This window comes from Ruegeria sp. BE1 (assembly GCF_056538885.1).
Genome location: NZ_JBQFTY010000005.1, coordinates 265,581 through 279,056, shown reverse-complemented (window position 1 = coordinate 279,056; position 13,476 = coordinate 265,581). Strand labels below are relative to the sequence as shown.

General features: G+C 60.4%; 11 protein-coding genes and 1 riboswitch. Of the genes, 2 read left to right on the top strand and 9 right to left on the bottom strand.

Annotation, left to right across the window (positions count from 1 at the left end; translation table 11 throughout):
- Nucleotides 1-52 precede the first annotated feature (52 nt).
- The 9 genes from ACR0J5_RS16160 to ACR0J5_RS16120 all read right to left on the bottom strand — a co-directional run bounded on the left by ACR0J5_RS16160 (nt 53) and on the right by ACR0J5_RS16120 (nt 9,264).
- Nucleotides 53-787, bottom strand: coding sequence for an SDR family NAD(P)-dependent oxidoreductase (locus tag ACR0J5_RS16160; RefSeq protein ID WP_480655150.1), 735 nt, complete (start codon nt 785-787; stop codon nt 53-55).
- Entirely contained in the window at nt 784-1,515 is a 732-nt protein-coding gene (locus tag ACR0J5_RS16155; protein WP_480655148.1) for an SDR family NAD(P)-dependent oxidoreductase, read from the bottom strand. Before ACR0J5_RS16155 ends, ACR0J5_RS16160 begins: the two co-directional genes overlap by 4 nt.
- A 2-nt stretch (nt 1,516-1,517) precedes the next feature.
- Nucleotides 1,518-2,642, bottom strand: coding sequence for a mandelate racemase/muconate lactonizing enzyme family protein (locus ACR0J5_RS16150; protein ID WP_480655146.1), 1,125 nt, complete (start codon nt 2,640-2,642; stop codon nt 1,518-1,520).
- Nucleotides 2,639-3,733 carry an alcohol dehydrogenase family protein gene (locus tag ACR0J5_RS16145; RefSeq protein ID WP_480655144.1) on the bottom strand — a complete coding sequence of 365 codons (1,095 nt, stop codon included), beginning with the start codon at nt 3,731-3,733 and terminating at the stop codon, nt 2,639-2,641. Before ACR0J5_RS16145 ends, ACR0J5_RS16150 begins: the two co-directional genes overlap by 4 nt.
- Before the next feature lie 10 nt (nt 3,734-3,743).
- A complete protein-coding gene (locus ACR0J5_RS16140) occupies nt 3,744-4,847 on the bottom strand; it encodes a mandelate racemase/muconate lactonizing enzyme family protein (RefSeq protein WP_480655142.1) in 1,104 nt (367 codons plus the stop codon).
- Nucleotides 4,848-4,887: 40 nt separating this feature from the next.
- Nucleotides 4,888-5,439: a TetR/AcrR family transcriptional regulator gene (locus ACR0J5_RS16135; RefSeq protein ID WP_480655140.1), complete on the bottom strand. Its 552-nt coding sequence runs from the start codon at nt 5,437-5,439 to the stop codon at nt 4,888-4,890.
- Nucleotides 5,440-5,578: 139 nt separating this feature from the next.
- The gene (locus tag ACR0J5_RS16130) at nt 5,579-6,658 is read right to left on the bottom strand and encodes an FAD-binding oxidoreductase (protein ID WP_480655139.1); all 1,080 of its coding nucleotides are present in this window, start codon (nt 6,656-6,658) and stop codon (nt 5,579-5,581) included.
- Between the two features lie 5 nt (nt 6,659-6,663).
- Nucleotides 6,664-7,917 carry an aromatic ring-hydroxylating oxygenase subunit alpha gene (locus ACR0J5_RS16125; RefSeq protein ID WP_480655137.1) on the bottom strand — a complete coding sequence of 418 codons (1,254 nt, stop codon included), beginning with the start codon at nt 7,915-7,917 and terminating at the stop codon, nt 6,664-6,666.
- 82 nt (nt 7,918-7,999) lie between these two features.
- Nucleotides 8,000-8,201: riboswitch (cobalamin riboswitch) on the bottom strand.
- A 151-nt stretch (nt 8,202-8,352) separates the two neighbouring features.
- Nucleotides 8,353-9,264: a LysR substrate-binding domain-containing protein gene (locus ACR0J5_RS16120; RefSeq protein ID WP_480655135.1), complete on the bottom strand. Its 912-nt coding sequence runs from the start codon at nt 9,262-9,264 to the stop codon at nt 8,353-8,355.
- Nucleotides 9,265-9,355: 91 nt separating this feature from the next.
- On the opposite strand from ACR0J5_RS16120, the gene ACR0J5_RS16115 reads away from it, so the two are divergent.
- Both ACR0J5_RS16115 and ACR0J5_RS16110 read left to right on the top strand, forming a co-directional pair.
- Nucleotides 9,356-10,876, top strand: a complete 1,521-nt coding sequence (locus ACR0J5_RS16115) for a trimethylamine methyltransferase family protein (RefSeq protein WP_480655133.1) — start codon at nt 9,356-9,358, stop codon at nt 10,874-10,876.
- Between the two features lie 116 nt (nt 10,877-10,992).
- Nucleotides 10,993-13,461, top strand: coding sequence for a GcvT family protein (locus ACR0J5_RS16110; RefSeq protein WP_480655131.1), 2,469 nt, complete (start codon nt 10,993-10,995; stop codon nt 13,459-13,461).
- The last annotated feature ends 15 nt before the right edge of the window (nt 13,462-13,476 follow it).

Below are 13,476 nucleotides of genomic sequence, written 5' to 3'. Positions count from 1 at the left end.
TCCCTCCCCAAACTGGCCCGCCTTTCTAGGCGGGCCTCTTTTTTGGGGATATTCAGGGCAGGCTCAGCTGCGCCATACGGCCGCCATCGACTGTATAGACCTGACCCGTGATAAACCCGCTTTCCTCGGCGGCTAGAAAAGCTGCCAGCGCGGCGACTTCTTCGGGTTTGCCGGTGCGGGCGACCGGATGGATTTTCCCGATGTCCCGCCGAAACGCGTCAGGATCAGGCATGGTTTCGATAAAGTCGAGGTTCAGGTCCGTATCGATCCAGCCCGGTGCAATCGCATTACAGCGGATGCCCTCAGGCCCGTGGTCAATCGCCACGGCGCGGGTCAACCCGTGCAGACCGGCCTTGGATGCGCAATAGGCGGCGTGGCCCGGATTGCTGCCCAGCCCCTCGATCGAGCCGGTATTCACAATGCTGCCCTGTGTTTTGCGCAGGTGGGGCAGGGCGGCTTGGATCATCAGAAACGGCGCGGTCAGATTGACGGTCAGGTTCTTTTGCCAATCTGCCAGGCTCATATCCTCGACGCGGGCTTCCTGCATCATCCCGGCATTGTTGACCAGAACGTCCAGCTGTCCGGCGTGGTTGATCACGTCGGCAATGACCTGACCGGGTGAATGGGGGTCGGCGAAATCCGCAGCGATCCCTTCGAACCTGCCATCCGTACCGCGCTGCGCCGTAAAGACCCGCGCCCCTTCGTCAGACAGGCGCGCCGCGATGGCCTGCCCGATCCCTGATCGGCCCCCGGTGACCAGCGCAACCTTATTGTCAAACCGTCTCATGCGACTGGTTTCCCGCCGTTCACCTCGACCAGCGTGCCGCACATGTATCGTGCCGCGTCTGAGGCGAGGAACAGGACAACATCCGCGATGTCTTCCGGCTCGGCAATACGGCCCAGCGGGACGGTTTTACCAAGCTCGGACACGGCCTTGTCCGGGTCGAATCCGCGTTTGGCAAAGCCAGAGCGCAGCATGGGGGTGTTCACCTCATTTGGGCAGACTGCGTTGATGCGGATGCCCTGATGCGCGTGATCCACGCCCATACACTCGGTCAGCGACGCAATGGCCGCTTTGGTCATGCAATAGAGTGCGTGGTTCGGCCCCGGCGCTTTGCCGCCCCAGCATGAGGCCGTGTTGACGATGGCACCACCGCCGGCTTCCGCCATCAGCGGAATGGCCGCGCGGCAGATGCGAAAGGGGGCCTCGACATTCACGCCCATGGACAGGGTCCAATCAGCGTCCGAGGTCTCGGTCACTGGGCCACGGGTGATGACACCGGCGTTGTTGATGACGATGTCCAGACCACCCAGCGCCTGTTTCGCTGCTGCGGGCAGGGTGTCGCTGTATTGCGGGTCCAGCAGATCGCCGGGCAGATGCGCCTCGGCCTCGATCCTGTCGGTTGCACGGTCCGCGACCGCCACTTGTGCGCCTTGCGCGCGCAATTGGCGGACGATGGCCTGACCGATACCTCCGGCGGCCCCGGTGACCAGAGCTTTTTTGTCTTGAAACATCTCTATTCTTCCCAGATTGCTACGGCCTGCCCTAGCAGGTCCCGGTTCATTGTCACGCCAAGGCCCGGCGCATCAGGAGGCAGGACACCCCCGTTTTCGATCGGCGCGTCAAAGGCCCCGGTCTGGATCGTCACCATGTCACGCGGGTCCAGAACGCAGCGCAGCAGGCGTTCGGGCACCGTCGCACCCATATGGAAGATCGACGCGGCCGACAGCGTTGAACCCACCGTGTCCTGTACGCTGATCGTCAGACCGGCGGCGCGACAGATGTCGCGGTGACGACGGGCATGGGTCAAACCGCCGGCCTTGGAAATCTTGAGGCCAATACCATCGGCCACGTCCAACGCGACCAGTTTGGCAATATCGCCATCCTCTTGCGCCAACTCGTCCAATATGATCGGCACATCGCAGCGCTGGCGCAGCGACAGGGTCTCGCGCCACGTTGCACAGGGGGCTTCAAGGACGAAGTCCAGCCCGTTCGGCAGCGCCCGTAACATGCGCAGCGCGGTCTCGGGGATCAGACCGCCATTGGCGTCGACGATGAAGTATTCACCCGGTTGACGATCCGCCAGTGATGCCGCGATGCGTTCGGCGTCCAGCGCCGGGCCGCCCTCGGAATCCAAGGCACCCACTTTGACCGAATGGCCCATGTAACCCATCGCGCGATGTTCCGCGACGCGGGCGCGCATATCCTCGGGCGTGCCTGCGTAGATCGAACTGATCGCAGGCAGGCGGTTACCCGTCGCACCGCCCAACAGTTTGTAGACCGGCAGGCCGACCGATTTGCCGAACAGGTCCCAACAGGCCAGATCCAGCGCCGATTTCGCGTGGTTGTGCCCCAACAGGGCCTCATCCATGGCGTCATTGATCCGATCAACATCGCGGGGGTCGCGGCCGATCAGATAGGGGGCAATTTCTTCGACCCCGGCCCGGGCGCCCCGCGCATGGGCGGCGATATAGTTGGGACCAAACGGCGTGGATTCGCCCCAGCCTTCGGTCCCGTCATCCGCGGTGATGCAGACGATGACACTGTCGAACCCGGTATAGATACGCCCGCCTGACAGCTCGTACGAGCCGCCGGCATAGGGCAGGTGCAGTTCAAAAAGCTCTATCTTGCGGATTTTCATGAGGTCACCTGCGGCGGGATCAGCACCAGTTGCCCGGTGTGTTGTTTGCCAAGGAAGTCTTCCTGGGCCTTGCCGATTTCGTCCAGCGGATAGGTCTTGGCGACGACGGGGCGGATTTCACCGGCTTCGATGTATTTGATCAGGTTTTCGAACACGATGTCTTCCTGAAAGGTGCAGCCAAACAGCGTCAGGTCTTTCAGATAGAGCGTGCGCACATCGATCTGACAGATGGGCCCGGCAATGGCCCCGGCGGTGGCATATCGCCCGCCCCGGCGCAGCACGTCCAGCAGGCTGGGCCATTGTGGCCCAGCGACCAGATCGACCACCACGTCAATCGACCCTTCCCCCAGTTCCGCGACCAGATCGGCGTTGCGATCCAGCACCCTGTCGGCGCCCAAGGCGCGCACGGCCTCTGCCTTTGCAGGCGAGCACAGCGCGATCACATGCGCCCCGCGGCGTTTCGCCAGTTGGACCGCGGCCGAGCCAACACCGCCAGACGCACCGGTGATCAGAACGGTTTCCGACCCAACGCTGGCGCGGTGCAACATGCCTTCGGCGGTGGAATAGGCGCAGGGGATGGCGGCCAGTTCTACATCGTCCCAATCGCAATCGACGGCATGGGTTTCACGCGCGGGCGCTTTGGTGAATTGGGCAAATCCGCCATCGCATTCGCTGCCGATGGTCCAGCATTCATAGGGGCGATAGTCGACATAGGTGCGCAGCATGTTGCGCACGATCACGCGCTCTCCGATCCGGGTGGGATCGACACCATCGCCAACAGCCACGATATGGCCGCAGATATCCGCCCCCTGTATGCGCGGAAAGGTCAGAGGGGTGCCCGACCAGCTGGCATCATCGTCATCTACAGTGTCAAAACCCTCGGCCCCACCACTTTCGGTATCGCCTTCAATGGATTTGGAATACCAGCCGATCCGCGTGTTGATGTCGGTGTTGTTCACACCGGCGGCTGCGACCTGGATCAGGACTTCGCCCGCGCCCGGTTGCGGAAGGGGCACGTCCGTGCGGTATTCAAGTTTTTCGATGCCGCCGTGACCGGTCAGCTGAACTGCGTGCATGGTTTCGGGTATCATTCAGTTATCCTCAGAAAGACGCGACGGGCGCGCCAAAGGCGCTTTCGTCCGGGGTAACGCCAAGGCCAGGTCCGGTCGGGCGCTGAATATGGCCGCCAACAATCTTGATGCCGTTTTCGGGGTCGTAGTTGCCCTCAATATAAGGGGCAGCAAGCCAGGCCCCTTCCATCAGGGTCGGGCGCACGGTCGAGGCGATCTGCGTGCAGGCTGCCGCAATGATATCACCGCCCCAGCTGTCGTCGCAGGTATGGGGCAGGTTGCGCGCGTCGCAGATGTCGCGGAAGGTGCGCATGTTCTGCAAACCGCCAATGCGTGTCACCTTCATGCCAAACCCATCAACCAGCCCGGTCCCGGCGGCCGAGATCACGGTGTTCAGGTCCACGCTGTTTTCATCCATGTAGATCCCGTGGCTGACCTGCGGGCGGATCTTTTCAAGATCCTGAACGGTGTTGCAGGGCTGCTCCATGATGAACGGGATATCGGGGCATTCCCGGCTGGCGCGCAGCGCATCGCGCGTGGTCCAGCCTCGGTTGCCATCAACGGCCAGCCGCATGCCCGATCCACCGATAACCTCCCAGACTTTGCGGATGGTCTCGATATCGATCTCAACGGGGCGCCCGCCGACCTTGACCTGAAGACGCGGATAGCCTTCTTCCATCTTCTCTTTCGCCAGAGCGGCGATATGGTCGGGCGCACCCACGCCGGTGGCGTAGTATGATGGCACCCGATCCGTTTGTGCTCCGCCCAGCAGGTCGGCAACACTAACGCCCAGCTTTTTGCCGATCAGGTCATGGGCGGCGATGTCGATGGCCGCCTTGGCATAGTTGTGACCGTTCAGCAGGCTGTTCATCTTGTGATGCAGGGCTTTGGGCCAAAGGTCCGCGCCCACAAGCCCGCTGGCTATCTGCGTCAAGGCGGCCCGCGCACCCAGCGCATGCGCTTCGGCATAGGTGGGGCCGACGGGGCAGGTCTCACCCCAGCCGACGGTGCCACTGTCGTCCACCAGTTTCACCAGCGTTGTATCCAAGGCCCAAACCTCGGCATTGGCCATGGTGTAAGGGCCGTTCTTGACCGGCAGGTCATGGGCGTAGATGTGGATTTCTTTGATCTTCACGTCAGATCCTTTTTCTGGTTGTGGGCCGGATGCGCCGGCGTCAGTGAATTCCTGCTGAGGCCAAAACCGCACGGGCGCAGCGCAGCGTGGCGTCTGTTGCCTGTTTGGTTCCGATGATGCGCGCGCTTTCCGTCAGACCCTCGTGCAGGACAAACAATGCCTCTGACAGCTGCTCGACATCGCAATTCTGATCGACCCTCAGCAGCCGTTCGCGAAACATCTGACGCACATGGGCCTTGTGCGTTTCTGCGGCCTCACGAATAGGGTCGCTTTCGGGATAGGCCGCCAGCGCATTGCGAAACAGGCAGCCAGTGTTTGAGACGTCGGCCAGCCAGTCGGACAGGCGTATCAGGACATGTAGAACATGATCCGCGCCCTCGGCCTCATCCTGACCGATCCATTCGGAATAGGCCGCGTCCCGATGGTTCAGCGCGCCGATCACCATGGCTTCGCGGCTGGGAAAATACTTGTAGAGCGTCCGCAACGAGACATTCGCCCCTTCGCGCAGGGCTTCGACGCCCTGCGTGGCAAACCCCATTTCCGAGAATTGCCGGTCGAGGTTCTCTGCGATCTTGTGTTGTGTCTCGTTCATGCGCCGTTGGTAGAGCGATCACTCTACCTGGACTGTTCAGTTTGCGACAGGGTTGTCTGATCTGCGACAAAAGCCAAAACGGATGCGCCTGCGCGGGGTGTCCCGCGCAGGCGTAAAAGGTAAACCGCTATGATTGACGTCAGACCTCGACAGCGACTTTGCCGATGGGGTTCGAACAACAGGCAAGGATGTACCCATCCGCGATATCATCCTCGGAAATCCCGCCATTATGGACCATATGAACTTCGCCCGCCGTTTTCCTGACCTTGCAGGTGCCACACACCCCAAAGGTACAGCCTGACGGGATGTTCAGGCCAACCGACCGCGCTGCGGCCAGAATGGTTTCGGTTTCCGACACTTTGGCGATGACGTCAGAAGTTGCAAAATGGATTTCTGCAGTTGCCCCGTCATCTGGTACCAGATCGTCCAGTTCCGGCTGATCGGCCACCGTTTCCACAGGCGCGCCAAAGCTTTCCTGATGGTAGCTGCCCATGTCGAATCCCAAACCGGTCAGGGCATCGCGGACGGCCTGCATAAAGGGTTCGGGACCGCAGCAATACACCTCACGTTCCAGATAATCCGGAGCCATCAGGCCCAGCATCAATTGGTTGAATTGGCCTTGATATCCAGTCCAGGGGCGGTAGGGGTCGGCCTCTTCCACAACGAATTTCAGATCCAGACCGGGCGTTCGGCTGGCCATCTGTTCCAGACGTTGGCGAAAGATGATCTCGGACGGGCGTTTGGCGCAGTTGATGAAAACGATGTCCAGATCGCGCCCTTCATCCCACATGCACGTGGTCATCGACATCATCGGCGTGATGCCCGAGCCTGCCGAGATGAACAGAAACTTGCGGGCCGGGCTTTCCACATTGGTGAACAGGCCAGCCGGACCGATGGCCCTGATTCCCATGCCCGGCTTCAGGTTGTCCAGCATCCAGCGCGTTCCAATGCTGTCGGGCTGCGCTTTGGCAGTAACCGTGACAGAGCGCGGCCGCGATGGAGAGGACGAGATCGTATAAGTGCGATGCACGACGCCTCCGGGCTGGTCGGGGGCTGGTATTTCCAGCGTCAGAAACTGGCCGGGATGATAGGCGAAAAACGCGCCTGACGGGGCCCGAAACGTAAAGCTGGCCGTATTGGGCGTTTCAGGCACGACCGAGACGCATTCCAGCATCTCACTATCCTGCCAGACCGGGGCCACTGTATTGAGGTCTTTCATCCCCGTTACTCCGCAGCCATGACGTCAGGGGCCACATGATTCGCCAGCGTGTTGCAATACCATTCAACAAACTGCAGCACCCCGGATTCCTGTATGCCTGAATAGGGTCCCGGCACGTAGGCCGGGCTGTTGATACCTAGCTGGTTGTCCTCGACCACCTGCCGGTCTTCGTCATTGGTGGCCATCCAAACCTCGGTCAGACGCTTTAGGTCATAGTCTGTGCCCTCGACGGCCTCTTTGTTGACCAGCCATTTGGTGGTGACTTCGGTCTCGGTTGGGCTGATCGGAGTAATACGGAAGACAATCGAATGATCGGCCAGGAAATGGTTCCATGTGCTGGGGTAATGAAACTTCAGCAGCGTCCCGGCATCGGCAAAGGGCGCGCGGCCCAAAAACCGGCGCACGGCGGATTTGCCGTCCATCGTATAGCTTTCCGCCCCTTCCTTAAGAGGCATCCGCGCCAGACGGTACTGGCCGTCATCATGCAGATAGAACTGCGAAGGCATGCCGGCCGCTTTGCACCGGTCGAAGTGGTCTTGCATGAAGGCGGGGGTTTCGCCGCCTTCGATCCCGGTTACAGAGGGGTCATCCGGGAAAGTCCGGCAGAGCGAAGGATGGTTGCCGCCACAGTGATAGCATTCACGGTTGTTTTCCCAGACAAGTTTCCAGTTGCCCTTTTCGACGATGGTGCTTTCAAACGCGATCTTGGCGTTGTTCAGGTCGTGGGGCTCAAGATAGGGGCGTGCGATATTGGCAAAGGTGTCAAAGTCGGGGGCCTCATCCGCAAGACAGATGTAGATAAGACCGGCCAGTTCGCGGCAATGCACGGTTTTCAACCCATGTTGTTTGGGATCGAAATCGGGGCCCATGTCCCGCGCCCAAAGAAGCGAACCATCCAACTCATAAGTCCATTGGTGATATGGGCATACGAGTTTCGGCGCATTGCCCTTTGCCGCCTTGCAAATAACCGAGCCGCGATGGCGGCAGGTGTTGTGAAAAGCCCGGATCTGATCGTCTGCGCCGCGCACGATAATCACGCGGTAGGCGCCCACGGTATAGGTAACGTAATCGCCCTTTTTCACCAATTCACAAGCGGGAATGGCAAACAGCCACTGGCGGTAATGTATGGCCTCAAGGTCGGTCCGAAAAACATCGGGGTCCGTGTAAAACGCCTGCTCCAGAGCATAGGCTGGGTTTCGACGTGTCAACAGGCTTTGAATGTTGCTCACTTCTGGCTCTCCTGCCGCGCCCCGCGGCATTGCTTGGGCAGATGACAAAGAAGACCAGCCCGGAGCCGCGCGAGGATCGCGTCCGGAACATGCGCCCCCACCGCCACCCGCGGTTTGACATATCTGCAAGGCTGGTTTCCGGACTTGGAAGGGGCTTTCACCCGGTTCGGCACCTTCCCGGGATCCTCGTCCCAGTGGTTCTTGCCGAGCCTGACCTTCGTTACCGTTGCGGGGGCAGTGGCGGAATTTCACCGACTTCCCAATTATCCACCGCCCGGGTCTCGGGCGGCAGCACCTCACACGCGCACCCTAGCCGGGGTCCTTCTGGCCGCTGGAAAAAATGCGACATTTTATGCTGAAAAACTGACACGATGATTTTTTGACGGCGCTGCACGGATATTGGGGCCGGGTTTCTCGGGCCTCAGGCCACCGAACCCCTGTGTCGCGCTTTGCCGCCGCTTGGGGCTATTGGGATTTCTCAACTTTATGTAAGATCCAATCCCTCACCCTTTGCGCATCATCCGAAAGGGGGGTCTTTTTGGACCAGACCAGATAAAATCCCTTACCCGTGGCCCATTGCCAATCGGCTTTTGCGGCAAGAAGCCCCTGTTTGACCAGCCTGTCCGTCAGGTGTTTCCATCCAAAGGCGAACCCTTCTCCGGCCATGGCGGCCTGAAGCACAAGAGCGTAATCATTCAGGCGAAGGCCTGTGTTCGGCACAGCGGTGCGGATTGAAAAATTCGCGAACCATTCGCTCCAGCTTGGGCGCTGCCGTATCGGTTCTTCCAGATGGATGAGCCGCTGGGTCAACAGGTTCGGAAGGCTGCGCAGATCGACCGCTGCTGCCATGACACGCGGCGATGCGACGGGATAGATCACCTCGGGCGCGATCAATGCACATTCGCAACCCGACCAGTCCCCATTGCCCAGCCGTATCGCAAGGCTTATGTTTTCGGCATCGATATCGGGTTCCCGGTCGCTGGATTGCAGGCGCAAATCAATGCCGGGATAGCGTTTCTGCAATTCCGCAAGGCGCGGCATAATCCAATAGTTATTAAACGCCGTAGATGCGCTGAGCGTCACATATCCCGTCTGGTTGAGTTGTTGAATGGATGTCACTGACAAAGACAGCTGCTCAAAGGCGCGCGTGACATCAGCCAAAAGCCGTTGTCCGGCGCTGGTCAGAACAACCTGACGATGGCTGCGGGTGAAAAGCGGCGTGCCCAACCCCTCTTCCAGGCGACGGATTGCGACGCTGACGGCGGGTTGCTGCACGTTCAGCTCCTCAGCGGCGCGCGTAAAGGATTGCAGGCGAGCGGCCGCCTCAAAGACGACAAGATGGCGGGGTGAGCCAAGGAGCTTCCAGAGTTCTTGCATAAATTGCTTTTATGCTAACCATTCAAATTTACAAGCGTCACAACCCGGCCCTCAATCGTTAAAGTCGCGCGAAAAAATGGAGTAGCTCACAATGGCTCGGCGCGCGCGTCAATCCCGTTCCCGCGGTTCAGAGGCCGGTTCAGTTCCGGCATCCCCCTATATCCAGCGACGCTTGGCGTTTTTTGATCCTTTGAATGAAGAGGATCTGCAGCGCCTTGAGGCACAGGTCGACTGGATTTTCGAAGAGGTCGGGATTGCGTTTCGCGACGACCCAGAGGCACTGGAGTTATGGCGCCGCGAGGGCGCACGAATCGAAGGCGATCTAGTTCGCGCCGATGCCCAGTGGATTCGCAGCCTGTGCGCCAAGGCCCCCAAAAGCTTTACTCAGGTCGCCCGCAATCCCGAACGCTCGGTCGTCATTGGCGACGGCAATCAGGTGTTCGCCCCGGTCTATGGTGCGCCCTTCGTGCGTGATCTGGAAGGCGGCCGCCGCTATGGCGATATCGAGTCTTTTGAGAAGCTGGTCAAACTGACCTACATGCACCCGAACCTGCACCACGGTGGCTTTGTCACCTGCGAACCCTGTGACGTGCCGGTCAGCAAACGCCATTTGGACATGATGTTCGCCCACATGACGCTCAGCGACAAACCGCATCTGGGTGCCATCACCGAGATGAGCCGCGCGCAGGACAGTGTCGACATGGCCGAGATTGTCTTTGGCGCGGATTTCATGGAAGACAACTGCGTCATCATGGGCAACGTGAACACCAACTCTCCGTTGTTGGTGGACCGCGTGGTGACGGAATCGGCGCGGGTGTATTCGTCGCGCGGTCAGGGTCTGATCGTGGTGCCGTTCATTCTGTCCGGTGCGATGGGTCCAGTCAGCACCGCCGCCAGCGTCGCACAGGCGATGGCCGAGGCGATGATGGTCTGCGCCTATGTGCAACTGCTGCGCCCCGGTGCGCCCTTTGTTCTGGGCAACTTCCTGTCGTCCATGTCGCTGAAGTCCGGCGCACCGACCTTTGGTATGCCCGAGCCGGTGATCTCGAACTACGCCATCGGCCAGCTGGCCCGCCGCGCCGGTCTGCCCCTGCGCTGCGGCGGCTCGCTGACCGCCTCCAAGATCGAGGATGCGCAAGCCGCCTACGAATCCGCCGACTCGATGCATTCGACCATGCTGGCAGGTGCCAATTTCGTTCTGCACTCGGCCGGTTGGCTCGAAGGGGGCCTGTGCACCGGCTTTGAAAAGCTGATCATGGATGCCGACCGTTTGGGGTCCTACCAGAAAGTGCTCAGCCAGGGGCTGGACACAAGCGAAGATGCATTTGCCCGCGACGCCTACGGCGAGGTGGATGCAGGTGGTCACTTCCTGGGCTGCGCCCACACCATGCGCAATTATCAAACTGCGTTCTATGAACCCAAGCTAAGCGACAGCGAGAATGTCGAGAGCTGGGAAGAAGGCGGCTCCAAGGACATGCGCCGCCGCGCCTATGAGCGCTGGAACCAGATGCTGAACGAATACCAACCGCCCGCTATGGACGAGGCCAAGAAAGAAGAACTGGCCGCCTATGTCGCCAAACGCAAAGAAGAAATCCCGGACGCCTGGTACTAGAACCGGGATTCCTTCATCTGTCCAAAAATATCCTCGGGGGTGAATTGAGCCGCAGGCTCAAGAGGGGGCAGACAGCCCCCTTCCCCCAACCACAAGAAAAGACACAGGACCCTCTTATGCCCGAGATTCAAAAAGACGAAACCACATCTGGCAAACAACTGCCCTCCCACGCCAAGGTCGTCGTCATCGGCGGCGGCGTTGTGGGCTGTTCGATCCTTTTCCACCTGGCCAAATTCGGCTGGAAAGACGTTGTTCTGCTGGAACGCGATGAACTGACCTCCGGCTCCAGCTGGCACGCCGCCGGTCAAATCCACACGATCAGCTCGGACCCCAACATCTCGCGCCTGCAAAGCTATACCATCGATCTGTACAAAGAGATCGAGGAAACCTCGGGCCACTCGGTCGGCATGCACATCACCGGCGGTTTCTACGCGGCCTCGACCAAGGAATGGTACGACTATCTGAAGCGCGAGCGCTCGAAAGCGCGCTATATGGGCCTGCATCAGGAATTCATCAGCCCGCAGGAACTGGCCGAGCGTCACCCGCTGATCGACCCCAAACACTATCACGCCGCGCTCTGGGATGAGCAGGACGGCGACGTGGACCCCTCGGGCGCGACCTACGCCTTTGCCAAATCCGCCCGTCACCATGGCGCGCAATACTTCACCCATTGCGGCGTGACGTCGATGAGCCAGCGCCCCGATGGCAGCTGGGATCTGACCACCCCAAAAGGCGTCATCAACGCCGAACAGGTCGTGAACTGCGGCGGCCTGTGGGCGCGTGAGGTGGGCCATATGTCGGGCATCCACCTGCCGGTGCAGCCGATGGAGCACCACTATCTGATCACCGATGCGATCCCGCTGATCAAGGACCGCATGGAAAGCATGGGTGAAGCCGGTCGTCTGCCCGCAGGCATCGACTATGAGGCGAACATCTATTTCCGTCAGGAACGCCACGGCATGCTGTTGGGCACGTATGAGCCGAAATCGACCCCGTGGAAGGTCGACGGCACGCCATGGGATTTCGGCCACGAGCTGCTGCAACCCGATCTGGACCGGATCGCCGACCGCCTGGAAATGTCGTTCGAGCGTATCCCCGCCATCGGCGAATCCGGCATCAAGGACACCATCAACGGCCCGTTCACCTTCGGCCCCGATGGCAACCCGATGATCGGTCCGGTTCCGGGCATGAAGAACTACTGGGTCGCCGTGGGCGTCATGGCAGGCTTCTGTCAGGGCGGCGGCGTTGGCCTGACCATGGCCGAATGGATGATCGACGGTGAGCCTTCGATCGACGTCTGGGCGATGGACGTGGCGCGGTTTGGCGAGTTTGCGACGCCGGACTGGGGCACCATCAAGTCCTCGGAAAACTACGAGCGTCGCTTCGTGATGACCTTCCCGAACGAAACGCTGCCCAAGGGCCGGATGCAGAAAACCACCGCGCTCTATGATCGTCTGATCGACAAGGGGGCCGTGATGGGGCAGGGCTTTGGTCTGGAAAACGCCCTGTGGTTTGCCGACAATGCCGAAGACGCACATGAAACCCCGACTTTTGAGCGGAACCGCAGCCACGACTATGTGGCCCGCGAGGTGAAAGCCGTGCAAGAGGCCGTGGGTGGTATCGAGATTGCAAACTTTGCCAAGCACGAGTTCAAGGGCGCGGGTGCGCGCGACTATCTGAACCGCACTCTGGCCGGTTACGTGCCGAAACCGGGCCGTCTGGCGCTGACCCCGATGCTGACCGAAAAGGGCCGTTTGTACGGTGACCTGACCGTGGCGTGTCTGGGCGATGACCACTTCATGCTGTTCGGATCGGGCGCGATGCAGGATGCGCACAGCCGCTGGTTCCAAAAGGACCTGCCTGCGGATGTGAGCTATGCCAACGTCTCGGACGACTGGCACGGGATCGCCTTGTCGGGCCCCAAATCGCGCGAACTGCTGGCCCGCATCACCCGCGACGACGTCAGCGCCGATGCGCTGAAGTTCCGCGACCTGCGTCAGACCTTCGTGGGCGGCGTGCCGGTGATCCTGAACCGCATTTCGTTCTCGGGCGAGCTGGGCTTTGAGATCTACTGCAAGCCGATGTACCTGCTGCGTCTGGCCGAGGCGATCGAAGAGGCCGGGGCAGATCTGGGTTATCGCTGGTACGGCGCGCGCGCGCTGATGTCGCTGCGCCTAGAAAAAGGCTGGGGCGTCTGGACCACCGATTTCCGTCCCGACTTCAACGCGGTCGAATCCGGAATGGATGTCTTCATCAACTGGAAAAAGGACTTTGTCGGCAAGGAAGCCACCGAAAAGTTCAAGGCAGATGGCGTAGCCCGCAAACTGGTCACCATGACCATCGACGTGGACGGCATTGATGTCTCGAACGACGAGGCGATCCTGAAAGACGGCGAAGCGGTCGGCTATGTCTCGTCCGGCGGCTATGGCCACCGCGTCGGCAAGTCGATGGCAATGGGCTATGTCGCCTCGGACAGCGCGGTGCCGGGAACCAAGCTGCAGGTGGAAATCCTGGGCGAGTTCTACGACGCCGAGGTTCTGGGTGCCCCCGCTTATGACGCCAATGGCGCCAATATGCGTGCCTGAGAAAGGAAAGCCGAA

Excerpts from the sequence above, each read along its gene's own strand:
- ACR0J5_RS16130 (WP_480655139.1), bottom strand. The coding sequence starts at position 6,658 with ATGAAAGACCTCAATACAGTGGCCCCGGTCTGGCAGGATAGTGAGATG.
- ACR0J5_RS16125 (WP_480655137.1), bottom strand. The coding sequence starts at position 7,917 with ATGCCGCGGGGCGCGGCAGGAGAGCCAGAAGTGAGCAACATTCAAAGC.
- ACR0J5_RS16145 (WP_480655144.1), bottom strand. The coding sequence starts at position 3,733 with ATGATACCCGAAACCATGCACGCAGTTCAGCTGACCGGTCACGGCGGC.
- ACR0J5_RS16110 (WP_480655131.1), top strand. The coding sequence starts at position 10,993 with ATGCCCGAGATTCAAAAAGACGAAACCACATCTGGCAAACAACTGCCC.
- ACR0J5_RS16155 (WP_480655148.1), bottom strand. The coding sequence starts at position 1,515 with ATGTTTCAAGACAAAAAAGCTCTGGTCACCGGGGCCGCCGGAGGTATC.
- ACR0J5_RS16120 (WP_480655135.1), bottom strand. The coding sequence starts at position 9,264 with ATGCAAGAACTCTGGAAGCTCCTTGGCTCACCCCGCCATCTTGTCGTC.
- ACR0J5_RS16150 (WP_480655146.1), bottom strand. The coding sequence starts at position 2,642 with ATGAAAATCCGCAAGATAGAGCTTTTTGAACTGCACCTGCCCTATGCC.
- ACR0J5_RS16115 (WP_480655133.1), top strand. The coding sequence starts at position 9,356 with ATGGCTCGGCGCGCGCGTCAATCCCGTTCCCGCGGTTCAGAGGCCGGT.
- ACR0J5_RS16135 (WP_480655140.1), bottom strand. The coding sequence starts at position 5,439 with ATGAACGAGACACAACACAAGATCGCAGAGAACCTCGACCGGCAATTC.
- ACR0J5_RS16160 (WP_480655150.1), bottom strand. The coding sequence starts at position 787 with ATGAGACGGTTTGACAATAAGGTTGCGCTGGTCACCGGGGGCCGATCA.